Source organism: Shewanella sp. SR43-4, from assembly GCF_014163845.1.
In the GTDB taxonomy this organism is placed as follows: Bacteria; Pseudomonadota; Gammaproteobacteria; order Enterobacterales; family Shewanellaceae; genus Shewanella; species Shewanella vesiculosa.
The window spans coordinates 81,367-105,066 of the sequence record NZ_JACJEB010000001.1 but is presented as its reverse complement, the minus strand read 5'-3'; the positions used below and the strand labels follow the sequence as shown (position 1 = coordinate 105,066).

Below are 23,700 nucleotides of genomic sequence, written 5' to 3'. Positions count from 1 at the left end.
CTATCTATACCAGAAACTCTATAGCGTGGCAAATTTTTTACATGTATTTGAGCTTTATATTTTTATCTATACGACCACTTTACAAGAATCGGTGATGGAACTTGCTTGCGGTGAAAGTGTTGTTTTATAGGCTAGCACTTCAACGCCATGTTCCATGGCTTGTTGAAGTAAGTCTGCGTATTGCGGATCAATATGGCGCGCGGGTTGAACAGTGGTTATGCCACTGTGTTGTACCACAAATAATAATACCGCTCGATGACCTAGAGTGACCATATGCATCAATTCTCTAAGATGCTTTTGCCCCCGAGTAGTAACGGCATCAGGAAAATAACCTATGTGTTGTTCTAAAAGGGTGCAACTCTTCACTTCGATATAGCAATCTGCTCGATTAGGGCTGGTGAGCAATATATCGATCCGGCTATTTTCACTGCCGTACTTCACTTCACGTTTTAGATGCTCATAACCTAACAGTTCCGAAATCACTTGCCTCTTTATGGCATCTTCGGCAAGAGCATTGGCACGTCCTGTGTTAATCCCGATAAGGTGCTGCTGATCGGTTTGCATCAACTCCCAGGTGTGGGCGTATTTACGTTTTGGATTGTCTGAGGTAGAAAACCACACCGTCTCACCAGGAAATAAGCAATTTTTCATTGAACCAGTATTAGGACAATGAATGGTGATCTGTTCGCCATTGGCAAGCATGATGTCGGCAAGAAAACGCTTATAACGTTTAATTAATATGCCAGATTCTAATTCGGGGATAAATTTCATCCATGACCCAAGTGTTGAGTTGATTTACAACAATGCTAACAAACTTTAGCTTGGTTTATCGATTATGTTTTGTCTACACTACTGCCATTAGCTCGTGATTACGTGCGAGTATTGGTGTTCTTAGGCTTACAACAAGGGATTATTATGAATATTATGACCGTTACTCTGACCACAGAAGCCCCAGCCGCTCATTGGGGTAAAGCTGATGTGACCTATCAAGGCTCTTTGGCGACAATTCATTTATCAGGTAGCGATGAACTTCGCCAAGTGCAAATGGCGGCACGCAAAATCCGCACCCAAGGGATTAATTATGTGCAATTAGATGGCGGCTTATGGAACCTGCATTCTCAGTGGGCATTTGCGCAAGGTTTTGCGACAGCGAAAGCTGGTTACCAAGTTGACTGGTGTGGCAGTGATGCCGATAAAGAGACCTTGAATCAACGCGCTGTCGCGACTCAGTTTGCCCGTAAATTAATTAATGACACTCCTGAAGATTTATCGCCATTAGCGTTAGCTAACCAGGCGGCATCTTGGTTAAAAAATATTGGTGGCGACCATGTTAGTTTCAACATTATTGAAGGCCAAGAATTATTAGAGAAAAAGTGGGTTGGTATTCATGCTGTTGGTCGTGGCAGCGAGCGTCCTCCTGCGCTATTAGAGCTTGATTTTAATCCATTAGGCGCTGATGCTCCTGTATCTGTTGCCTTAGTCGGTAAAGGCATTACGTTTGACTCAGGCGGTTACAGCCTAAAGTCGACCGAAGGTATGTTGACAATGAAATGTGATATGGGTGGCGCTGCGACTGTCACTGCCGCTTTGGGATTAGCGATTAACTCCGGTTTGAATAAACGCGTTAAGTTATTCTTATGTTGCGCAGAAAACCTCGTCAGCGGACGTGCTTTTAAACTAGGTGATATTTTAACCTATAAAAATGGTACTACGGTTGAAGTCGTCAATACCGACGCTGAAGGACGCTTAGTATTGGCTGATGGTCTACAAGCCGCATCAGAAACTGGCGCAGGCTTGATTATCGATGCCGCAACATTAACCGGCGCAGCAGTGATGGCGGTTGGTTCAAATTATAATGCGATTTTCTCACCACAAACCGCGACATTACAATTAGCACAAAAAAGTGCTGCCGCTGTGTCTGAAAACGTATGGCCATTACCGTTAGAGCCATGGCATAAAGACATGTGCCCATCAGCGTATGCCGATACCGCTAACAGTCGTCCAGTAAAAGGTGGCGGCGCAGGTGGCGCCTCTAACGCCGCAGGTTTTCTATGGCGTTTTGTATCACCACAAGCCAATTGGTTGCATGTCGATTTAGCTGCAGCGTTTGAATCATCAGCGTCGGCGCTATGGGCAGCAGGTGCGACAACTCATGGTGTATTGACCATTGCTGAATTATTGAAAGACTAGCCGATAAAAGTGCGAATATAAGGCAGATTTGAAGCCGTTGTTATTTAATGTTAACTCAGTTTAAGAGCTGGGCATTAGATAATAGCGGCTTTTTTGTTGTCTTCAGTTAGCGGCCAACTTTTAAGAACAGAATAGTCAGTTTGGCGTTTATTCTTGATAGATTGATACAGATGTAACTCAGTTGGCATCAACGATAACCTAGTGGTGCATCTCAACGTAGGTAAAGTAGTGATGTTAACTTGGCGAAATAAACTAATGTGAGGGACGTATTGGTGTTCGCTAATCAATACGTTGTGATTTTTCGCAATCAAGAGTAGCGATTGAGCCATAAGCAATAGCGGTTCGCTAGCGTGTCCTTTTAGGCAAATTAATCGTGCTGATTGCCATAACGATAGTGTATCTAACACTTGCATAAAAGTCGGTTTTGGCATCAACTCGATCGCATCGACAACACTGGCATAACTGGTCTGATCTATCTGGCCTAAAAAACCGAGTGTCATGTGTAAATTGCTATTATCCACTACCTTTGCTGTATCATTAAAAAATGGGCTAAGACGCTGTTTTATTAGAGATGTTTTTTCTATTTCTGACTTTTTTAAGCCAAAGCCGACAAACAATCTTCGCGAAGATGTGGCTTGCATACGCTTATCCTTAATGAGTAATGAGTTGAAACCCTAAGCCGAATAGATTATTAATATTGAATGATGTAAACAAATATCGTTATTTGTGAGTGACTAAACTACACTTAGGTGAATGTTAACGATAATATAGCGCATGTTTTTTTATTCCTAAGCAAATTGAATTGCTAACCTTGACTGAGTTGATGAATGGCAGATAGCACCCAGCAACTATTGAAAAGTGTTTTTACAAATGGACCTATTGAGAGTAGTAATACTTCGGTGTTATCGCTGCTTAATCAAGCACTAGAGCTAGTCTGTAAAAGACTAGAATGCAGCGCGGCATTTGTACTGACAAATCAGTACGATAAAGTATTTTCGGTCGATGTTGAAATTATCGACACGTCAGAGCAGCAATGTGCTAGTTATTTTGGTACTTCCCCCGCTTCTGAAGCACTGTTCAATCAACAGTTTAAAGATCATCTGTCGCTTTGCGAATCCTTATTATCTAATCATCAGCTTATCACTTATGCTCATAATGCTACGCAAGGGTTAACCGACCAACAAGATCCAATATTAACTCCACTCATTAGCCTTTTTAACGGTCTCAATATTAATTGCCAGCATATTGCACTCAGCCCCGTTTTACAGGTAGGCAATGTCAGAGTTGTGTTAGGCACTCTGTGTGCTTCAGATGCTAATCCTGTTGTGAATCAGCATAAAGATCCCATTTCGTTTATACACAAGCTACTCGAAGATACCGCTTATCGATTGGCATCGTCACTTGAGTTACGTCGTTTAGCCGTTTTGCTCGATAGTAAAGATAAACAATATCAAGAGCTGTTTCAGTTGTTGCCGATAGCCTGTGCGCTCATTGATTTACAGAATAATATTGTATTGCAAAATGATGCGAGTAAAGACAGTCTGCTTATTAGTGAAGGCCAAAGTTTATTTAACTTATTGCGTGAAGAAGATCACCCACTGCTACTCGATACTTTGCACATTGTCCGCGAAGGTATTTTACGTCAAGCCTGGTGTGAAGTACCGCTGCGAAATGGTGGGCAAATTCATTGGTACAAGTTTAGCTTTTGCCATGCTCTTAATAAGCAGCAGCAGTTATTGTTAATGATTGAAGATGTCACCGAGCGTTATCGACTTGCTGATGAATTATCATTTCACTCCAATCATGACGTATTAACCGGCTTACCGAATCGGCTGCAGTTTGAAAATATGCTCGAAGAGTTATTAGACGATGAAGATCATACACCTGCTTGTATTGCCTTTCTCGATCTCGATCAATTTCAGGTAGTTAATGATCTAAGTGGTCATCAAGCGGGTGATTTGTTACTGCAGCAAGTGGCCACAAGGTTAAAACAATTATTACGCAAAGGCGATGTTGTTGCGCGGTTAGGGGGCGATGAATTTGGCTTATTGATGAACAATTCCGATGTGTCATCAGCACAACAAGTGGCGCAACGAATTTGTCAGCAATTATTTGAGCATGAATTTATTTGGAAGGGGGTTAAGCATAATATTAGTGCCAGTCTTGGCATTGCCAAAGTTGATTATGTTGCTCCAGATATCTATGGTGTCATGAGTAAAGCGGATGCTGCTTGTCGATTAGCCAAAGAGGAAGGCCGTAACCGCTGGCATTTTTACAATCCAGATGACCCACAAATGAACCTCATGTATAACCAAATGCTTGCATCTGTAGATATTACTGGAGCACTTGCGTTAAATCAGTTTGAGTTATTTTATCAACTTATTGAGCCGCTAAATAAGCCCGAAACTGGGATACACATCGAAATATTATTGCGCATGGTACAAAGCGATGGCCGATATGTATCACCTGGCGTGTTTTTACCTGCTGCTGAGCGTTATAACTTAGCGCCTCGTGTTGATAGATGGGTTATCGATAACTTATTGAAATGGGGTGGCAATAATTTAACCATATGGCGTCAATTGTCTATGGTTTCGGTTAATTTGTCGGCAATGTCACTGGCCGATCAAAAGTTCATGAATTGGCTTGAAATGCGCTTAATGGTTGAACCAGAGTTGGTGAGTAAGTTATGTTTTGAGATCACCGAAACCGCAGCCGTAAGCCAGTTAGACCAAGCCACAGGGTTAATTGATTTGTTACGTCCGTTTGGCTGTAAAATTGCTTTAGATGATTTTGGTTCTGGTTTTTCAAGTTTTGCTTATTTAAAATGCCTCGATGTGGACTACGTTAAAATTGATGGCCAATTTGTGGTCAATTTATGTGAAAACCGCAGCGATAAAGCGATTGTGACAGCAATTTGTCAACTTGGTAGAGACATGGGGTTTGAGGTTATCGCCGAGTTCGTTGAGAATATTGAGATTGGCTTATATCTTAAAAATATCGGCGTTGATTATGCTCAAGGTTATGCCATTAATAAACCGACGCGCTTGGCCGAGTTACCACACGGTTTGCGAACACCTTGGTTAACATCCGCTACGTTAGGAGATAATCTTACGGCCTTAAATGATTAATTGATGTATGCCATCTGCAATTAATGACACCTTGATATGATTGTGGGTAAAATGAGCCCCATAAAATTGCCGTAAAAGTTAATAGCGTTGACCTCAAAACAAGCATTACCGCGCCCAGAATCATCGATTATCACTTCATTACCCATACAGGCGGTACTTAACTCGTTGCGGGTGCAGTTTGCCGATCATTCGCAGATTATTCTTGAAGCACCTACCGGTGCGGGTAAATCAACAGCCTTGCCATTAGCCATGCTAGCCTGGCCTGAAATTAGTGGCAAAATTCTCATGTTAGAGCCACGCCGAGTTGCCGCCCGCAATGTAGCACAATTTATCGCTAAACAATTGGGCCAGGCGGTTGGTCAACAAGTGGGTTATCGTGTACGCGGCGAATCAGAAGTCAGTGCTGATACTCGACTCGAAATTGTGACTGAAGGTATTTTGACCCGCATGATCCAACAAGACCCTGAACTGAGTGGTATTGATGTGATTATTTTCGATGAAATACATGAACGTCACCTCACTACCGATTTAGGCTTAGCTTTAGCATTAGAAGTGCAGCAATCATTGCGTGACGATTTACGCATTATTGCCATGTCTGCAACCCTGTCTGGTTTACCGCTCGACACCTTAATGCCCGATGCAGCTCAGATCCACAGTGATGGCCGCAGTTTTGCGGTTGAGATTGCTTATCAACCTTGTCCAAGTCAGCAAATGTGGCTTACGCACATGTCTCGGGTCATTCTCGACACCATCACGTCGATTGAATTAGCCGCTTATCAACAAGGCAGTGTGCTAGCATTTTTACCCGGCAAAGGTGAAATTCGTAAGCTCGCTGGATTGTTACGTGAGCGTTTGGATGCATCATGGCTAATTTGTCCTATGTATGGCGATTTATCGTCTGCAGAACAAGATCAAGCTATTCGAGCAGCAGAGCTTGGTAAACGTAAGATAGTCCTTGCGACCAATGTGGCGGAATCGAGTTTAACTATCGAAGGCATTACGCTAGTGATAGACAGTGGTTATCGACGTGAAGCGAGTTTTAACCCTAAAACCGGCGTGACACGCTTAGGGCTTAAGCGCATTAGCCAAGCTTCTGCCATTCAGCGAAGTGGTCGTGCAGGGCGTTTAGCTGCGGGTTATTGCGTGCGTTTATGGAGCCAAGAAGAACAAGGACGTATGCGCAAGGTCGACGAACCTGAAATTACGCAAGCTGAACTGACTTCGATGGCTCTTGATTGTGCCAATTGGGGGGCTAAATCATTTGCCGAATTGTCATTGCTTACGCCGCCGCCGGCCATTCATGAACAGGTTGCTTGGGGATTACTTCAGCAACTTGAATTGATTGACTCACAACGTAAATTAACGCCATTAGGTCGAGATGCTTATGTATTAGGTTGCCATCCGCGTTTAGCGCATATGCTGCTTAAAGCTAAGCAACTTGCTCAGGATGACAATCAGCCGCAACTGTGTTTATTGGCATGTGTGTTAGCGGGCATTATTGAAGCTCGCGGCTTACCCAAAAAAGGCGCCGATATTCATCATTATTTGACTGAGGCTTTGCAGGTACAGATTAAGCAGCAAGTAAGGCAATGGCAGCAATCCTTGGCGATATCGGGTCAGGTCAATGAAGCCATACGAAATGCTTCCACTCGCGATATTAGTTATTTGTTAGCACTTGCTTACCCTGATCGTATTGCCAAAGCCCGTGGTCATGAAGGCTTTTTATTAAGTAATGGTACTGGCGTAGTGATCAGTGCCGATGATAGTTTGGCACATGAACCTTGGTTAGTGGTTGCTGACTTTCAAGAGACTCAAGGTCGTAATGCTGGTCAGGTTTACCTTGCTGCAAGGTTGGATGAGCGTTTATTTACGGCTGAGCTTACCTCGTTAGTAACCACTCATGTACACGCTGGTTGGGATGAAGCAAAAGGGCGTTTCTTTGCAGAGAAGCACACTAAAATCGGTGAGATTATTATTAAAGTCGACACCGGTATTACACCTGAACGAGCACACATTACCGCCGCGTTGTTAGCACAAATCCGCATTAAAGGGTTAACAATCCTTAATCGTGACGAGCTATTAATCCAGTTACAATATCGGGTTGAATTAGCACGACACTTTGATCCAGAGCATGATTGGCCTTGCTTAAGTGATGAGTTCTTGCTGGCTTCATTAGAAGATTGGCTTGGGCCACATTTAGACAATATTCGTTCATTGGCCGCATTAGCTAAAGTTGACGCTTATGGATTGGTGAAAAACTTACTCAATTGGCAGCAGCAGCAAAGGTTAGAGCAGTTGGTGCCTACACATTGGCCGATGGCAACAGGTACTCGTGCGCCAATTCGTTACCAGATGCCCCTTGACGCCGATGGACATTTTTATCATAACCATGATCAACAAGGGCGTGCGTTGCTCAGTGTACGATTACAAGAAGCATTAGGGATGGCGCAAAGCCCGACAATATTGCACGGTAAAATGACCGTGACTATGGAGTTATTATCGCCAGCACAAAGACCATTAGCCGCAACGGCTGATTTAGCCAGTTTTTGGCAAGGCCCTTATATTGATGTGAAAAAAGAAATGCGTGGCCGTTATCCTAGGCATTTATGGCCTGATGACCCAGTGAATACTGTGGCTACAAAATTTACTAAAAAGAAAACTCCTGGCGTGTAAATAAGTTATCTAGCTTATTAATAACATGTAATTATTCAGCGTTATATGGAAAATGAAATCATTATTTATGACTAAAAAAACCAAAAAGTCTTCGGTAACCACAAAAAAGACAGGACCCTCTTGGTGGCGAAAGCTGTGGTCACTCACATGGAAATTATCCATAGTTGGTATTGCCGTTGTAAGCTTTTATGCTATTTATTTAGACCAAATTATTGCGCAAAAATTTGAAGGCCAAAAGTGGCATTTACCTGCGCAAGTTTTTAGCCGTTCAATGGCACTATATCCGGGAGCTGCGATAAGCCATCCTCAGCTAATGGCTGAATTAAAACTATTGGGTTATCGTAAAGTGGCTAACCCACGTCAAGTTGGCGAGTTTTCAGCATCCAGCACCCGCATTGAATTGTGGCGTCGGCCGTTTTTGCACCCAGAAGGTAATCAAGTCGCACAAAAAGTGATGATTAGCTTTGACTCTCAGGGCGTGAGCTCGGTTAAGCGCATGTCTGATAAACGTGAATTAGCCGTATTTCATTTAGAACCAGTCTTACTTGACCGTATTATTGCCGGCGATGGCGAAGATCGCTTATTTGTGCGCGCGCCTGAAATGCCTTCGATGATCATCGATGCGCTTATTTTGGTTGAAGACCGCAGCTTTTATGATCACTTCGGGGTAAACCCATTGGCCATTGCAAGAGCTGCAGTTGTCAATATCACCGCGGGTCGTACCGTTCAAGGTGGTTCAACCTTAACTCAACAGTTAGCCAAAAATTTCTTTTTAAGCAGTGAACGTTCAATTGTGCGTAAAGTACGTGAAGCCCTTATGGCGCTGATCATTGATTTTCGATATAGCAAAGATGAAATTTTAGAGGCTTATCTCAATGAAGTGTACATGGGCCAAGATAAAGCCCGTGGTGTGCATGGTATGGGGCTAGCATCACAGTTTTACTTTGGTCGCCCCATTGCTGAGCTGACCGTGTCGCAACAAGCCTTTTTAGTTGCGGTTATTAAGGGTCCTTCTTATTACAATCCTTGGCGTTATGCTGAGCGAGCCCAAGAGCGACGTGATCTAGTATTACGTTTATTGATGGAAAACGATAAATTAACCGTTGCTCAATATAAAGCAGCTGTAGAGTCGCCTATTGGTCTTCGCAGTGCGACAAAATCGGTACATCAAAAATTACCGGCATTTTTTGCCGTGGTAAAACAAGAGTTGCGCGACCGTTATGGCGACTCATTACTCAAGCAATCGGGTGTTAAAGTCTATACCACGCTTGATCCTATGGCCCAAGAAGCAGCTGAAAAAGCCGTGTTATCTACCATGGCATCACTGGATAAACGGGCTAAAAATATTCAAGTCGGTATGGTGGTTACCGATAAATACACCGGTGGTATTGCTGCCATGGTGGGCGATAAGCAACCCAGTTATGAAGGCTTCAATCGTGCGGTAGAAATTAGACGTCCAATCGGATCGTTAATTAAGCCATTCGTGTATGCTAGCGCATTGCGCCAAGCGGATAAGTTTACCTTAGCGACCCCAATTGAAGATAAACCTATTACGCTTCAAAATGAGCAAGGTAAAACTTGGTCGCCTAAAAATGTCGATAAAAAGTTCAGCGGTCAAGTGCCTTTATTAAGTGCATTTAAAGATTCAATGAACGTTCCAACGGTAAATGTTGGTTTGGCTGTTGGAGTAGACAAGGTTGCTGCTACGTTAAAAAGTTCAGGTTGGGATGATGATATTTCTCCTTATCCATCCATGTTACTTGGTGCTGTAAATGGTTCACCATTAATGGTGGCTCAAGTTTATCAAACCCTTGCAGATGAAGGACGTTATCGTAAGTTATCATCGATTACTGCTGTGCTCGACAGTCAAAACCAAGCATTAGATGTTAGCCGTGTGCCATCGTCGATGGCGATTGATCCTGCTACCGATTATTTAGTCCAATATGCAATGAATCAAGTGGTGCGTTCTGGAACCGCTAAGCGCTTAGGTGCTGCATTCCCTGGCGTACGTCTAGCGGGTAAAACGGGGACCAGTAACGACAGTCGCGACTCATGGTTTGCCGGTTTTGATGAACGTAATGTGGCAGCTATTTGGGTTGGTCAAGACGATAACAGTAAAACTGGTTTATACGGCAGTAGTGGTGCAATGGCTGTGTATCAAGCTTTTCTAAATGAACGTCCGCCGCTTAGTTTGCGTATGATGCCTGTTAATGGCGTAATAAACGGTTATTTTGATCGAACAACTGGCGCGGCTAAACAAGGTAATTGTGACAATATTGTTGGCTTACCGGCTTTAGAATCAAGCTTTCACCCAGTGGCTAATTGTGGCGAGTCACTCTCGTGGTGGCAGAAGCTGGTGGGGCAATAATTGATCTGCTAACTCGTCTTAAAGTATAAGCCTATTTCAGGGCAAGACATCTGAATATAAAAAGCCCAAGGTTAAATAACCTTGGGCTTTTTATTGGATTCAACGTTGGTTTAATAATGGCTAATGTTTATCTAGCTGTTGCCTTAACTTTTTGATTTCATCGAGCATGTGTTGTTGGTTTTGTTCCATTTTCTGCTGGTTTAGCTGCATTTGCTCCAGCGCCAGATTTAGCTGATTGTTAATGTGTTCTTTATGTGCCGTTTGGGCTTCTTGTGCCTCGGTACGTTCTTGCTCATCAGGAGCGACGAAAACAGAAGCCATGTAACCCGATATCACCCCAAAAAAGCTAACCCCGCTGATAATCACTAGCCCACCAATAACATGACCAATTGTAGTGACAGGGTAAAAATCCCCATAACCGACTGTTGATATGGTCACTAAAGCCCACCAAATGGCTTGTTCTGCAGTTTGGATGTTGGCGTTAGGTTCAGCGCTTTCCACTAATAAAATAAGTACTGATGCAGCCGCTAAAATTAACACCATAGCGACCAATAAGCTGGCCAGAGTCGTTTGTTTACGTTGACGCAATAATGGGATGAGTAATGAGCGACTCATGCGGATTAACCGAATGACTCTTAATATTTGGAATATACGTGCAAAACGCAGTGCTTCAATAGCCGGAATACTGGCAATAAAGTCAATCCAATGATGGCGGATGTAAAAGGCTTTGTTGCGTGCTTTGACTAAACCATAGAAAAATTTGGTCATGAAAATGACACATATGGTCGTGTCGATATAGAGTAAGACTTTGTTCGTTTCAGCGCCTAACTTGCCGAAAGTCATGGTCAATACAATAACCACTGAAATTAATGATAACACCATCATCGCGAGTTCGAATGGACTCGGACCATCGACGTTTTTAATTGACCAACTTTTAGATTCGAGCATGTCGTTAAATCCGTTTACATTCGTTAGCCGTTAGGCCTAGTGAATTGATTAGCTTTATCATAACAAAAAACGCACAAGGCAGGGGCCTAGTGCGTTTTTTTAGTTGGCATAATTAGCATAAAACCGTGTTTATTTTGCTGATTTATTATCAACGAAGTGGACTAAGTCATCTAACACACGCTTTTTAATTTCCAGTTGTGACTCACTGTCTAAACCGTATTTCTGCGCTAAAATAACATAGTCAGCAGCATCTAATGACACGGTTAAACGCGGACGTTTAGGTCGTTTAGATACCGATAATCCTAGTATCGTCCTAATTTGGTCTGATGGACTCACGCCTTTGTCTAAGGCCGCTTTGCGGATCGAGTATTGAAACTTCTCATCCAGATCAAAAGCCACTTGAGTCGCTTTCGCCGCTTGTTGGTTTTTAAGCCATTTCTCTGGTAACGGTTTGCCTGAACTCATTAGAAAATCGTCTCCTACCTGTATCAGCTTGCTGGCCAGTATTCTCTAATATCTGTCAGTGGTCGATATAATGTCAACATCACTTCAGTGTCGCCACTTTCGTAAACTTCAATATCTACCGCATGAGAGTCAGCAGAGTTGACTAAGCTGTAGCCTTCAAAACCTTCACCGCGGGCATCATCGTCATTTTGAGGCGGCTTTAAATCTCGATAATCTTGACGATGGAAGTAGCCAAAACTAGCAAATTCGGCTTGATGATATTCATCACTGAGCCATTTATCTAGCTCGGTCGCTAATTCGTCATTCAGAGTTTGCAGAGTGAGTGTTGCTTTACCTGGTTCTTCAAATATTTCTGCAAATGCATCAAGGTCAAACAATTGTTCAACCAGATCACGATTTATTTTGATTGAAATACTTAAGTAAGATTCGTCTTCTTGAATATAGGATAGGTAAATTGCCGTGCCGCTATGGCCACGCAATAAGAATTCACAAAGCTGCGAGCGCTGGTATTCATAAGTATGAATAGCCTCAACCTTAAGCTGTTGCCCACGCAATTGCGTGGGCAAAGCAAAACTGTCATCAAAGGTGATCATATCACCCTTGAGCAGTTTATTAGGGTGGTCAAGCTGACGCTTCGGGGCTTCTTTTTTGCCGAATAGGCCGCTAAGAAATCCCATAATCGCTTAGCCTTTACGTGCTTTGATGCGATCTAACACTGCATTAGCATTCGACTTTTGCTCACCAATACCCGCTTCTGCTAGTTTTGCGTGTAATGACTTATCGCTATTTTCTTCAGCTAAGGTTTCAGACGCTTTTAAGCGATCATCAAACTGCTGCTGACGTGCTTTGATGCGCTCAAGTGAATCTTTAGCATTAAGCAGTTTTGAGTTGCTTGAAGCAAATGAGTCAGTGATAGTCGCAGTCGCTTTTTGTACACTTTCAGTTGTTTTGACCATGGTTAATTGACGTTGATAATCATTTAACTGACGCTCGGTCTTTTTAACTAAGTCTTTTAAACGCACTGCATGCGAACTAAAGCTGTCATTGGCAGTTTGTTGCTCGGCTAACTCTTCGTCTAATTGAGCAATCTTTTCTGCAATTTCAATCGCTAATGCTTCATTGCCTTTTTCTAGCGCTTGGGTGACATAACCTTCGTGCTCAGCAACGCTGCGCTTTAAGCGATCAATTTCGCGGCTAGCTTGCATTTCTTTGGCCATCACGTCGGTTAATTCACGTTTAGCGCGAGTTAAATGTTTTTCTGCATCTCGAATTTCTTGTTCAAAAATACGAGTTGAGTTTGCGTCAACGATATTTTGGCCAACTTCTGTTGCACCACCACGAAACGCTGTAAGAATCTTGTTTAGAATGCCCATAATTGGCTCCTTAGTTTAAAAATTCGACGAGTTCGTCGATGACTTCCAGACAGTTGTCTGACAGTACTGCTAATTCTTGTTCAATCTCTTCCATGCTTGAAAGCACAGATAAAGCTCCGTAAACCACATATTTATCATCAATTTTAGCAAACGATGATAATGGCATTGGAATGTTCAGTTCTAACATGGTCTCAAACATTTCAGACCGACGAGCTTGATTTACTTCGTTTTCGCCCCACAAGTAACTGATGCACAATATTTGGTTATCAGTTACTGATACAAACACCGGAATTTCTTCGCGGCCGACAATATTGACTTGTAACACTTCAACATCACCGTCAATCGGATAACAATCAAATTGAAAACCGGTTTTGCTGTGATCGCACAGTCCGTTTAGGTGACTTGCAATAGTATGGATGTTCATATTCGTCCTTAATTGACATATTATGTCTGTGAGTAAAGATAGCATCTAGACATAATATGTCAAGCGCTATCTGGTCCAATTAAAAAAGATTAATTACTTCATTTTCTGACCAAGCTGCTAAATGGTAGTAATACAGCTGCAGTGAACCAATTTCGTTCACTTTGATCTTGTCTATATCGGCATAAAAATGCTTAGGGAATTCAAATGAACCATGGATAAGCCCAGGAGTAAGCCATTCTTCTGGCACCGGAATATTATCGATGGCGGCTAATCGCTGCTGTGGATTTTTGCCCATCTTACTGCCGATACTCCAACCCCATTCCCCAAAGCTCGGCACATTATGATGATACTGTTTTACATTAAATCCTGCTGCTGTAAGGGTTTTTCCCACCGATATAAACGCTTTTGGCGCATGGTAAGGTGACGTTGACTGCACAGTGATCACGCCATCTGCACTGAGTAATTCATTGAGCTTGCGATAAAATAAATCTGAATACAATTTATTTAAGTCTGGGTGGCTTGGGTCAGGCAAATCGACAATGATGGCATCAAATATTTGACCTTTTTGGATCAGCTTATCAACCCCGTTAAACGCATCATCGACCATTAAGGTTAAGCGAGGATCGTTTAATGCATCGCCATTTAATGCTAATAATGCATCGCTTAAGCGTTTGGGCATATCTGCTGGTGGCGATTTAAATAAGGCTAATAGGTCTTTATCCAAATCCATTAAAGTAACGGCTTTAGGTTGCCATTTGAGCACTTGTTTTAACCCTAGGCCATCACCACCGCCAATAATTAACACATTATCGTGCCGTGCGCTGGCTGCTAATGTTGGGTGAACTAAAAAGCTGTGATAGATGTGTTCGTCGCTGCTCGAAAATTGCAAACGGCCATTGATGTATAAATTATAAACTGGCGGTAAACCACCTCCGCGCAGACGCTCAGTAAAATTGAGTTGCTGGAAGCGCGTTGCTTTGGCATACACCACATGATCTTTATATAACAGGTTATTAAAATGCTGTTCCCAGCTAGGGCCTTTAACGGCCAATAAGCCAATCACCACACTGGCAATAATATGGCCTATGAGCAGCAATTTAACATGATTGATTTTTGACCAGAAACGCCAAATAAAGATTAGCCCTGCGATGAGGTTAACACTGGCGGTGAGTGCTGCAGCCAGTTGAATATCGATGGCCAACATAAAGCCGACCCAAATAGCGGCACCTATGCCTGCACCAATGTAATCGGCACCATATATGGTGCCGGCATTATGCAGTAAGTGTGCTTCAGACAAAGATTGCCGAACGCGGGCAATCAGCGGTATTTCCATGCCAATCATTAATCCCAGCAGTACGCCCCAAACATAGGGTAGGTATGCGCTAAGGGTTTGCAAACTTGCAATAAAGCCACCATTAGGTAGGTGATCTGGCGGCAGCCCTAAAGTATTGGCGATGGTTAATGGCAGTTGTTGACCAAAGCCAATTACGGCCGCGGTAACGATAATCGCAAATGAGCCACACAGTGCTACAGTTAATTCGAGCATAGCAAAGCCAGTGAAAGCGCATTTAATTTTCCGTGCAGCAAAGGCTCCCACACCCATAGACACAATCATCAAGCCTATCATGGTGTAAATAGCTGCTTCTAGTGCACCAAGAATTCGGCCCGCATAGTGAGATAATAGATATTCATAAATGAGACCACATCCCGCCAACGAGGCCATGATGCCGAGTAATAAGGCATCATCAAACCACGATACTTGACGGGATGGAGGGGAACTTTGCTGTGAGCCCCCTGGTGTAGTGTTAGCGGGAAGTTCATCGAGCAAAGGTGTTGTCATAAATTAAGCCATTAACGCCGTAAGAATAAGAGCCACAGCAATACTAATCGCCATTTCAACGGCTGCTATACCGATGTTTTGTTGTTTTTCGACTTCCTCGGCAAGATTAATACCGGCCAATACCAGTTTTTTTACCACGGTTATCAATAGCGATAATACCACCAACATAATCAGTGAAAATACGCACCAACCAATAATGTTGCTGACGTGAGCCGTTGGATTGTATGCAATGAAATGGCTTGCGGCGTTAAAGCTTAACGCCATGGCAATCATGTAGCCACTATGACGCAATGCTAATGCCGTTTGGCCTTGGGTTAAGGCTTGTTGCATTGACGCACCTTGATTACGTTGAGCGTAACGTTTTTCGCGCAGTCTGGTGAGAATAACTAACATTAATTGGGAGATTAAGAAGGCGCTGAAAATAGCGATGAAGGTATCGATGGTAATATCTTCTGCCCACATTAATACTGCGCGGATAATAATGGCAGTGGCAATAGCCGCCGCAGCATCAACCACAGCCACAGAGACATTACCTTTGAGAATTTCAGCGTTTTTCGCAAATTCATTTAAGGCGATTTTGTCGTGTAAAAAACGGCCCAATTTAATCAGTACTAAACCAAATAAGCCGTAAGCCGACATGCCAATCGCTTCGGTTAAATAAGACGGTGCTGCCTCGCCGGTTATGGCGCCGGTAAGCACAATGCCTAATGCTGCGATTGCACCTGCTGTACTAATACCAAAGGCGAAATTGTCACGTTCTGCTAGCTCGGCACTGCTGTTAACTTTAACACTCCAGCCTTGCAAGTAACGCATTAGCGTCAGTAAAACGATAGCGATGGTTAAATCAATGGCTAAGATAATCGCCAAATGTTGAGTTAAGCCATATTCTTGAAAAAATGTCATGGTGAGTCCTTACCTATTTTCCACGGCTAACACCGCGACTAGTGCGGCTGCTTGAGTTACGGAAACTGCTGTCTTTTGAATAGCTCGAACGAAATTTACTACTCGCGCTCTGAGTGGTACTACTGGCTTTAGGTGCGCTAGCACTTTGACGCGACAAGCTTGTAGAACCTGTTCGAGTTTTTGCATAAGGGCTGTCAAATCGCTTCCCCTGGCTGTCAAAACGTTTCTTGGTTTGTTCAAAGGTTTTTGCTTGCGAAGTGGCTTGTTTTGGTGAGGTATAACGGTAACGTCCTACATCATTATAATAACTGTAACCACGGTTACCCGACCAACGGTCGTAACTTGTTGGACGAGTGAAGTTAGAAAACATCGCATACATGCCATACCAAGCCCAAATCGATGTGCCACTTGAATTATTTTGCCAGCTACCATAAGCAGGATTACCCACAAGCTGGCTGCCTGCACCACCAACGTCGGTTCCATTCGCGAGCGCTTCGGCTTCACGGCTGATTGCATTGACTCTGGCCAGTTGGCCATTAGACATATCAGCGACAACATTGACCGGATCAGACAGCATATCATTATACAAACTGCTGTCTGCAGCTTGATAAACATTTTGGGCTTCAGCCAGTTGCTGGTCTAAATCAATAAAGTTAGCGCTATCGTTTAAGTCTTTATAACGACGCGTTAATGACTGAAACATTGGACCTTCAGTGCCGGCATCTTTTGCCAACTCTTCGAGTAAAGGTGTTAAGTCTGATTGGCGCTGAGCGAGAATACTGGTGTATTGTTTAAGTAACGTCGCATTACGCAGCTGATTGTTGTCGAGTGAACTGGCCAACAGATCAAGACGTTGTTGGGTCAGTTGCTGGTACTTAGCAATTTGTTCCGGTCGGTCGTCACCGCAACCGCTAAGGGCTAACGTGGCAAACAATACCGTTATCAATATGAGTACACGGGGGAGGTGACCTACCATGTTTTCTCCAAAATGTAGATTTTTCATGTGCTAATTCAATATGACACAGGTTATAGTAATCTGGGTATCAATGATATTAATCTGATCATTTTACTGACCAATAGATATACCATTTACGACATAATATGTCCAACGTTCATTTTCTTTAGGGATCATTATTGCCATGCAAAACCAAGGTAACAAGGTATTATCTGCCGCTATGTTAGACAGCGCAGATCGTTACTGGTTAAGACTCTGCGACAGTTGGCCTGAGGCTAAAACCGCACTGCCCCCCTCGCAGCAGCAAGAGCTAAAAGTCGTATTTGGCTTGAGTGATTATATTGCTGAGCAACTTTGTCGTCATCCAGAATGGATTGTGCAGTTATTTGATGGCCTATTAGATGATGTGGTGCGCAGTGATTTTGATGCTCAGTTACATTCGCTGTTAGTTGAGTTAACTCAAGAAGAGCAGGTTAAGTCAGCCTTACGTTGTTATCGTAATCTACAAATGGTGCGTTTAGCATGGCGTGATTTTTTAAATTACACCCCAGTAGAAGAATCTCTACTCGATTTATCAGCACTGGCCGAAGCATTGGTTATTGCTGGACGAGATTGGTTATATCAAGAAATGTGTCAGCAATATGGTACCCCCATGAGTGCCGAAGGTAAGCCGCAACCTTTATTAATTTTAGGTATGGGTAAACTGGGTGGCCGTGAACTTAATTTTTCATCTGACATTGATTTAATTTTTACCTTTCCAGAGCATGGTGACACGGTAGGTGGAAGACGTACTCAGGCCAATCAACAATTCTTTATTCGCATGGGCCAACGCTTGGTAAATTTACTCGACCAAGTGACGGTTGATGGATTTGTATTTCGTGTTGATATGCGTTTACGGCCTTACGGAGAAAGTGGTCCGTTAGTCGTCAGTTTCAGTGGTCTAGAAGATTATTACCAAGAACAAGGTCGCGATTGGGAACGCTACGCCATGGTTAAAGCTCGTGTATTGGGCCCTTGGTCTGGCTATTGTGACGAGCTACATGATTTATTACGCCCATTTGTATATCGCCGTTATATTGATTTTTCTGCGATTGAATCACTACGTAAAATGAAGCAACTTATTGCTCAAGAAGTCAGGCGTCGCCAGTTAACCGATAACATTAAGTTGGGCGCGGGAGGGATCCGCGAGGTCGAATTCGTAGTGCAAAGTTTTCAGTTGATCCGTGGCGGCCGCGAACCCGCATTGCGGCAACAAAGTTTATTTGGTGCCATTGATACCTTGTACAGCCTTGGGCAGTTGGAATATTTAGCGGTTGATGAGCTTAAACATAGCTATATTCTTTTGCGTCGGGTGGAGAATTTATTACAAGCTATAGATGATAAACAAACACAAACTCTGCCCAACAATGAGCTTGATTGGCAGCGGCTCTGTTATCCATTAGATATTGAAAACGAAACAGAACTTCGTCAAAAGATTAATACTGCGATGGCTACCATTCACGGCCATTTTAATGCCACGGTCGGCGGCACTGACAGTCACGAACAGAATGATCATTGGACATCATTATTTTGGAATGTGCAGCAAGATGAAGACGCTAATGCCTTGCTGCAAGAACAACAAATCGATGATAGCGAATTATGGCCGTTATTAAGTGAATGGCATCAAATGGTGTCAAAACGTTCTATCGGACCTCGAGGGCGTGAAACCTTAGACAAATTAATGCCTAAATTACTCGAGGAATTGGTTAATCAGGCGAAACCGAGTCAAGCTTTTAAGCCCGTTGCCAACGTGCTAGATAAAATATTAACTCGAACTACTTACCTTGAGCTTTTATGTGAAAACCCGGGTGCTAGACAACAATTAGTCAGTTTATGTTGTGCAAGCCCCTGGATTGCGCGTGAGCTAGCTAATTTTCCTATGTTGCTCGATGAGCTTATTGACCCGTCGCAACTGTATGACATCACTTCGATTGATGATTATCCGAGCGAATTACGCCAATATTTATTACGAGTACCAGAAGATGACATGGAGCAGCAAATGGAAGCGCTGCGCCAGTTTAAATTGTCTCAACAACTCAAGATTGCTGCGGCCGATGTCACAGGTGTTTTACCTGTCATGCAGGTCAGCGATCATTTAACCTTTTTAGCCGAAGCAATTATTGAGCAAGTCGTGCTGCAAGCTTGGCATCAAGTAGCGTCTCGCCATGGCACGCCTAAGGGAACAAGCCCAAGTAATATGGGGTTTGCAGTGATTGGGTACGGTAAGCTTGGTGGTATTGAACTGGGTTATGGTTCTGATTTAGATTTGGTTTTCTTACACGGTCACAGCGGTTCTGGCAGTACAGATGGCGAACGATCTATTGATAATGGCCATTTTTACCTAAAGCTTGCTCAGCGTGTGGTGCATTTATTTGCTACCCGCACCACATCTGGAGAATTATATGAAGTTGATATGCGTTTACGCCCATCGGGTGCATCAGGCTTATTAGTTAGTGAAATTGAGCATTTTGGTGCTTATTTGCAGCAAGAGGCTTGGACCTGGGAGCATCAAGCTTTAGTGCGCGCTCGTTTTGTGTTCGGTGATTATTCACTTGCGGGTCGTTTTAGTGAACTACGTGCGCAAGTGTTGCAAATTGAGCGCGATAAAGTGGAGTTGGCTAAAGCTGTTAGGGATATGCGCACAAAAATGCGCGAGCATTTACTTCAAGCAGAAGCAACAATATTTGATTTAAAACAGAGCGCAGGTGGTATTGCGGACATTGAATTTATAGCCCAGTATTTAGTCTTAGCCTATGCGCATCAATATCACGAGTTAACTATTTGGTCTGATAATGTGCGCATTTTTGAAGTGTTAGCAGAGTTGGAATTATTGCCGGTAATGCAAGCTCAGCATTTAACTCAAACTTACTGTTGGCTGCGTGATGAGAATCATGAACTGACCTTACAGCAATTGCCTGGTAAATTACCGCAGCAAAGCGTGCAACCCAAAACTGATAGCGTCATTGAAATTTATAATAATATTTTACACATTTGATACTAAATGAAGTGGTTAAGATCGATATTTAGTTCTATAACTGTCTTATTGAACTGGTGTTATTTGATTAAGTTGGACTTTTAATGCTTCTGGCTCCGATACCTGAAAATGAGCATACTCGACTCGAAACGCTTCGAGGATTAAACATGCTCGATACCGCAGCTGAAGATCGCTTTGATCGTGTCACTCGGCTAGCAAAACGCTTATTTTCAGTCTCGATTAGCGTGATAAGTTTAATTGATGCCGATCGTCAATGGTTTAAATCCTCACAAGGATTAGATGTATGCGAAACCCAACGTGATATTTCTTTTTGTGGTCACGCCATTAATCAGCATGGCATTTTCATTGTACCTGATGCGCTAAAAGATCAGCGTTTTGCCGACAACCCACTGGTACTCGGGCCACCTAATGTTCGATTTTATGCCGGTTATCCATTAACTATGCCTAATGGCGTGATAGTCGGAACCTTGTGTATTATTGATGACAAGCCGAGGTCCTTTTCTAAAGATGATGAAGCAACTTTAGAAGATCTTGGCAATATTGTTATAGATGAGCTGTTATCGATTAAGCAAAATACTTTGGATGCGTTAACGGGTATTTTTAATCGTCGCGGCTTTGAGTTACTTTCTCATAGAACAATGGCCCGCAGTGATAAGCTCGGCTTTAACACCTGTCTGATTTTCTTAGATTTAAATGATTTTAAATCAATTAATGACGCATTTGGTCATGAAGAAGGAGATAACGCATTAAAAATCTTTGCCCGTTTATTAGTCAGCAGTTTTCGTGGTTCAGATATTATTGCGCGATTTGCTGGTGATGAATTTGTGGTATTGCTGAGTCAAACTGATGAAACTATTGTCAACGATGTATTACACAGGTTCCAGCAGTCTGTTGAGCAGCATAACCAGCACAATGCTAAACCTTACCAATTAACTTACAGCAAAGGTGTGGTGCATCGACAAGCAAATCAGGCATTATCCTTGTATGAATATTTGGTGACTGTCGATAAAGCCATGTTTGTTGACAAAGCAAAACATCACCAGAAAAACGAAACGGTAATTAAATAGCCTGTTACTCATGAATGATGCTGAATTACTCGCCGATAATGGATATATCCTTGTGCTTAATCTTAGTAAAAGCTGATGTCCTGTCACTACTATTATTTTTCATTTCAACTTACTCAATTATTAATTTATCTACACTCAGCAGATTACCTCTATTGATGGCTTAGCCTAATATCTAGTGAACGATAACGAACAAATTTCATTTAAAATCAAAGTTTTAATTTCGAGTGCTGTCTCAGGCGATACCAGCATAGCCAAGCCAATATTGGCATAGGGTATTGCCGCCTTAATGGCTTCTTTTTGCGGCAATTTGATAAGTTGGCGTAGCATTGAATACACACGCAGAAGAATAATAAATCCAAGCGCAATAACAGACGGCATTTAGTGATCGCTAAATGACTTTTTTGCCTTGTCATGCCCTCTGTTATTCCTAGTATGAGCATTAACAAAGTGGATAAGGTTTCGCAGGTCGCCTTAGGGACTTTTAAATCTGACTTGATCAATCCTGCATTTAAACTGAGGACAAAAAAGCCATCATAGTACTAAGCATGTTATCGCTTCTATCTGTTATAAACTATGGTGATGCTGCCTTGTAGTCATAACAAAGTGAAATATTTTAAATCAAAATGGCGCAGTAATATTGAATAAATCTAGGCTGTTATAGTTATTAATAGCAGATCTGTGAAGTACTGATCTATTAAGTATTGCTAGCGTATAGTATCGTTGAATAAGAACATAGCAATATTAATGGTAGAGCCTGTAATGAAAAATGAAATTGATATTCATCGTGCGTTAAAAGTGTTTAACAAAGTCACTCAATATGGCGAAAAACGTGCGCTTGAAGATGGTCTTAGTGGCCATGATTATTGGTTGTGTGGTATCAGTGCCCAAACGGATCACGATGGCTACACCATTACCTTGTCTGATGCTCAAGTTAGTTTAACGGTGTTTTTTCACAATAAGTATCAGTTCGAATATCCTACCAATGATGCGCTCGATAATTTTTTACGTCGATTTAATGACGTTGAAAATTTCCAAGCATCTTGAGTAAAGCATTAGGGTTATTAAGCACTCATAACCTTGCATCACATACTTTACGCCCATTGTTGCATTTCGATTAGGCGACTGTAAGTGCGTCTAAATTCAAATTGTAATGCCCCATCAATGTATAAATCTTCCAAGCTAAACCTGCTATTGAGGATTAACATCACTTTTTGATCGTATAGTTCATCAACTAAACTAATAAAGCGTCTGGTTGGATCATCCTCACTGGCATAGGACAGTTGTCGCTCGCCTGTGATGGTTGCTAGTGAACCATCTTCGGTGCCACGTGCTCTAATCCAGCTTCGTAGTTCTCCGCCTAATATCGGTACATCGCTGAGTAAGATATGGCTAAATTGTCCCGCGAGTTCAATATAATCTAATGCTGATCGTGGGCCTTGGCACAAGGCTGAAAAGGTAAACCAAGCAAGCTGGCCGTGTATAGCCATAACGGCAATGTCTCTATGGCATACCTCAATTGAATGTGGCAGGTTTTTGAGACTCGCATGAGGTTGTGGGTATTGTTGACATAATTGTTGAAAAACAACGTCGGGCGCCATTGATGATGGCTGTTTTAGCCAAGGTGGTGTAGTCGTTAATATGTTGGCGTTAGCGTGTAAACGATGATCAATTTGACCATTTAAATGGATTGATTCGGTATATTGTAGAAGTAGATCAATAGTGGGTAAAAAACGATCGCGCTGTAATCCGTTTTTATACAAGTCAACAATCGGCACATTTGACGTTGCAACTAAGGTCACTTCTGACTGAAATAATGTCTCAAATAATCGCCCAAGTAAAATGGCATCACCGATATCAGATACAAAAAATTCATCGAAGCAAATGACAGAATATTTGGCTGCAATTTGCTTAGCAATATGAGCTAATGGATCGCGGATCCCCGATGTTTGATTTAATTGCTGATGGAGCATAGCCATAAAACGATGAAAATGAAGACGTAATACGGTTTTATTTACTTCAGACTGCGGGTTATATAGGTACTGCTCAGACAAACTTTGATAAAACAGATCCATCAGAAAGGTTTTCCCACGACCAACATCTCCCCACAAATATAAACCGCGGTTTTTTTTGTTAATCGATAGACATTGCTGATAGAGCGAATCTAAGGCGAGTACTGCTTGCTGTTGCGCAGGATCATCAAGCATGTTTTGTTTAATGCGCTGCTGATAGGCTTGTAATGGCGACATAACACTTAAGCTAAATTGTTGAGCTGAGTAGTATACCATTAACTGTTGCCTTTATTATGGTGCGTATTTCCTTTAAGCTCTTGTGA

The 23,700-nt window shown here is 42.5% G+C and carries 19 protein-coding genes; 7 read left to right on the top strand and 12 right to left on the bottom strand.

Annotation, left to right across the window (positions count from 1 at the left end; genetic code table 11):
* Positions 1–66 precede the first annotated feature (66 nt).
* Positions 67–771, bottom strand: coding sequence for a DNA/RNA nuclease SfsA (sfsA, locus tag H5123_RS00460; protein ID WP_182696688.1), 705 nt, complete (start codon positions 769–771; stop codon positions 67–69).
* A 144-nt stretch (positions 772–915) separates the two neighbouring features.
* On the opposite strand from sfsA, the gene pepB reads away from it, so the two are divergent.
* Positions 916–2,190: an aminopeptidase PepB gene (pepB, locus tag H5123_RS00455; protein ID WP_182696902.1), complete on the top strand. Its 1,275-nt coding sequence runs from the start codon at positions 916–918 to the stop codon at positions 2,188–2,190.
* Between the two features lie 74 nt (positions 2,191–2,264).
* Here the strand turns inward: pepB and thpR are convergent, their stop codons facing one another.
* Positions 2,265–2,831, bottom strand: coding sequence for an RNA 2',3'-cyclic phosphodiesterase (gene thpR, locus H5123_RS00450; RefSeq protein WP_182696687.1), 567 nt, complete (start codon positions 2,829–2,831; stop codon positions 2,265–2,267).
* Positions 2,832–3,017: 186 nt separating this feature from the next.
* On the opposite strand from thpR, the gene H5123_RS00445 reads away from it, so the two are divergent.
* The 3 genes from H5123_RS00445 (at position 3,018) to mrcB (ending at position 10,359) form a co-directional block, all read left to right on the top strand.
* Positions 3,018–5,318, top strand: coding sequence for a bifunctional diguanylate cyclase/phosphodiesterase (locus H5123_RS00445; RefSeq protein WP_182696686.1), 2,301 nt, complete (start codon positions 3,018–3,020; stop codon positions 5,316–5,318).
* Positions 5,319–5,447: 129 nt separating this feature from the next.
* Positions 5,448–7,991 (top strand): ATP-dependent helicase HrpB, encoded by a 2,544-nt coding sequence (gene hrpB, locus H5123_RS00440; RefSeq protein ID WP_182696901.1) that lies wholly within the window; start codon positions 5,448–5,450, stop codon positions 7,989–7,991.
* A 67-nt stretch (positions 7,992–8,058) separates the two neighbouring features.
* Positions 8,059–10,359 (top strand): penicillin-binding protein 1B, encoded by a 2,301-nt coding sequence (gene mrcB / locus H5123_RS00435; RefSeq protein WP_182696685.1) that lies wholly within the window; start codon positions 8,059–8,061, stop codon positions 10,357–10,359.
* A 120-nt stretch (positions 10,360–10,479) separates the two neighbouring features.
* Here mrcB and H5123_RS00430 read toward each other — a convergent pair whose 3' ends face one another.
* The 8 genes from H5123_RS00430 to H5123_RS00395 all read right to left on the bottom strand — a co-directional run bounded on the left by H5123_RS00430 (position 10,480) and on the right by H5123_RS00395 (position 17,288).
* Entirely contained in the window at positions 10,480–11,307 is an 828-nt protein-coding gene (locus H5123_RS00430; RefSeq protein WP_182696684.1) for an ion transporter, read from the bottom strand.
* A 129-nt stretch (positions 11,308–11,436) separates the two neighbouring features.
* Positions 11,437–11,772 (bottom strand): hypothetical protein, encoded by a 336-nt coding sequence (locus H5123_RS00425; protein ID WP_124018087.1) that lies wholly within the window; start codon positions 11,770–11,772, stop codon positions 11,437–11,439.
* Between the two features lie 23 nt (positions 11,773–11,795).
* Positions 11,796–12,449 carry a hypothetical protein gene (locus H5123_RS00420; protein ID WP_182696683.1) on the bottom strand — a complete coding sequence of 218 codons (654 nt, stop codon included), beginning with the start codon at positions 12,447–12,449 and terminating at the stop codon, positions 11,796–11,798.
* Between the two features lie 6 nt (positions 12,450–12,455).
* The gene (locus tag H5123_RS00415) at positions 12,456–13,145 is read right to left on the bottom strand and encodes a PspA/IM30 family protein (protein WP_124018085.1); all 690 of its coding nucleotides are present in this window, start codon (positions 13,143–13,145) and stop codon (positions 12,456–12,458) included.
* Between the two features lie 10 nt (positions 13,146–13,155).
* The gene (locus H5123_RS00410) at positions 13,156–13,569 is read right to left on the bottom strand and encodes a YjfI family protein (RefSeq protein ID WP_124018084.1); all 414 of its coding nucleotides are present in this window, start codon (positions 13,567–13,569) and stop codon (positions 13,156–13,158) included.
* 79 nt (positions 13,570–13,648) lie between these two features.
* On the bottom strand, positions 13,649–15,409 hold the full coding sequence (locus H5123_RS00405) for a polyamine aminopropyltransferase (RefSeq protein WP_259395232.1): 1,761 nt from the start codon (positions 15,407–15,409) through the stop codon (positions 13,649–13,651).
* Positions 15,410–15,412: 3 nt separating this feature from the next.
* Positions 15,413–16,312, bottom strand: coding sequence for a DUF350 domain-containing protein (locus tag H5123_RS00400; protein ID WP_124018082.1), 900 nt, complete (start codon positions 16,310–16,312; stop codon positions 15,413–15,415).
* A gap of 13 nt (positions 16,313–16,325) precedes the next feature.
* Complete coding sequence (locus H5123_RS00395; RefSeq protein WP_182696682.1) at positions 16,326–17,288, bottom strand: hypothetical protein; 963 nt, start codon at positions 17,286–17,288, stop codon at positions 16,326–16,328.
* Positions 17,289–17,451: 163 nt separating this feature from the next.
* Between H5123_RS00395 and glnE the strand changes: the two genes are divergently transcribed.
* The gene (gene glnE, locus H5123_RS00390; RefSeq protein ID WP_182696681.1) at positions 17,452–20,301 is read left to right on the top strand and encodes a bifunctional [glutamate--ammonia ligase]-adenylyl-L-tyrosine phosphorylase/[glutamate--ammonia-ligase] adenylyltransferase; all 2,850 of its coding nucleotides are present in this window, start codon (positions 17,452–17,454) and stop codon (positions 20,299–20,301) included.
* An 83-nt stretch (positions 20,302–20,384) separates the two neighbouring features.
* Positions 20,385–21,368: a sensor domain-containing diguanylate cyclase gene (locus tag H5123_RS00385; RefSeq protein ID WP_182696680.1), complete on the top strand. Its 984-nt coding sequence runs from the start codon at positions 20,385–20,387 to the stop codon at positions 21,366–21,368.
* Positions 21,369–21,574: 206 nt separating this feature from the next.
* Here H5123_RS00385 and H5123_RS00380 read toward each other — a convergent pair whose 3' ends face one another.
* A complete protein-coding gene (locus tag H5123_RS00380) occupies positions 21,575–21,868 on the bottom strand; it encodes a sodium-dependent bicarbonate transport family permease (RefSeq protein WP_182696679.1) in 294 nt (97 codons plus the stop codon).
* A gap of 259 nt (positions 21,869–22,127) precedes the next feature.
* Between H5123_RS00380 and H5123_RS00375 the strand changes: the two genes are divergently transcribed.
* Positions 22,128–22,412 (top strand): DUF3081 domain-containing protein, encoded by a 285-nt coding sequence (locus H5123_RS00375; RefSeq protein WP_165870174.1) that lies wholly within the window; start codon positions 22,128–22,130, stop codon positions 22,410–22,412.
* A gap of 47 nt (positions 22,413–22,459) precedes the next feature.
* On the opposite strand, the gene zapE is transcribed toward H5123_RS00375, so the two are convergent.
* Positions 22,460–23,653: a cell division protein ZapE gene (gene zapE / locus H5123_RS00370; RefSeq protein ID WP_182696678.1), complete on the bottom strand. Its 1,194-nt coding sequence runs from the start codon at positions 23,651–23,653 to the stop codon at positions 22,460–22,462.
* Between the last annotated feature and the right edge of the window lie 47 nt (positions 23,654–23,700).

Bases quoted from the DNA above. Each gene is read 5' to 3' on its own strand.
- H5123_RS00375 (WP_165870174.1), top strand. From the start codon at position 22,128: ATGAAAAATGAAATTGATATTCATCGTGCGTTAAAAGTGTTTAACAAA.
- H5123_RS00385 (WP_182696680.1), top strand. From the start codon at position 20,385: ATGCTTCTGGCTCCGATACCTGAAAATGAGCATACTCGACTCGAAACG.
- zapE (WP_182696678.1), bottom strand. From the start codon at position 23,653: ATGGTATACTACTCAGCTCAACAATTTAGCTTAAGTGTTATGTCGCCA.
- H5123_RS00430 (WP_182696684.1), bottom strand. From the start codon at position 11,307: ATGCTCGAATCTAAAAGTTGGTCAATTAAAAACGTCGATGGTCCGAGT.
- H5123_RS00420 (WP_182696683.1), bottom strand. From the start codon at position 12,449: ATGGGATTTCTTAGCGGCCTATTCGGCAAAAAAGAAGCCCCGAAGCGT.
- glnE (WP_182696681.1), top strand. From the start codon at position 17,452: ATGCAAAACCAAGGTAACAAGGTATTATCTGCCGCTATGTTAGACAGC.
- sfsA (WP_182696688.1), bottom strand. From the start codon at position 771: ATGAAATTTATCCCCGAATTAGAATCTGGCATATTAATTAAACGTTAT.
- H5123_RS00425 (WP_124018087.1), bottom strand. From the start codon at position 11,772: ATGAGTTCAGGCAAACCGTTACCAGAGAAATGGCTTAAAAACCAACAA.
- H5123_RS00445 (WP_182696686.1), top strand. From the start codon at position 3,018: ATGGCAGATAGCACCCAGCAACTATTGAAAAGTGTTTTTACAAATGGA.
- pepB (WP_182696902.1), top strand. From the start codon at position 916: ATGAATATTATGACCGTTACTCTGACCACAGAAGCCCCAGCCGCTCAT.
- H5123_RS00400 (WP_124018082.1), bottom strand. From the start codon at position 16,312: ATGACATTTTTTCAAGAATATGGCTTAACTCAACATTTGGCGATTATC.
- mrcB (WP_182696685.1), top strand. From the start codon at position 8,059: ATGACTAAAAAAACCAAAAAGTCTTCGGTAACCACAAAAAAGACAGGA.
- H5123_RS00405 (WP_259395232.1), bottom strand. From the start codon at position 15,409: ATGACAACACCTTTGCTCGATGAACTTCCCGCTAACACTACACCAGGG.
- H5123_RS00395 (WP_182696682.1), bottom strand. From the start codon at position 17,288: ATGGTAGGTCACCTCCCCCGTGTACTCATATTGATAACGGTATTGTTT.
- H5123_RS00410 (WP_124018084.1), bottom strand. From the start codon at position 13,569: ATGAACATCCATACTATTGCAAGTCACCTAAACGGACTGTGCGATCAC.
- thpR (WP_182696687.1), bottom strand. From the start codon at position 2,831: ATGCAAGCCACATCTTCGCGAAGATTGTTTGTCGGCTTTGGCTTAAAA.
- H5123_RS00415 (WP_124018085.1), bottom strand. From the start codon at position 13,145: ATGGGCATTCTAAACAAGATTCTTACAGCGTTTCGTGGTGGTGCAACA.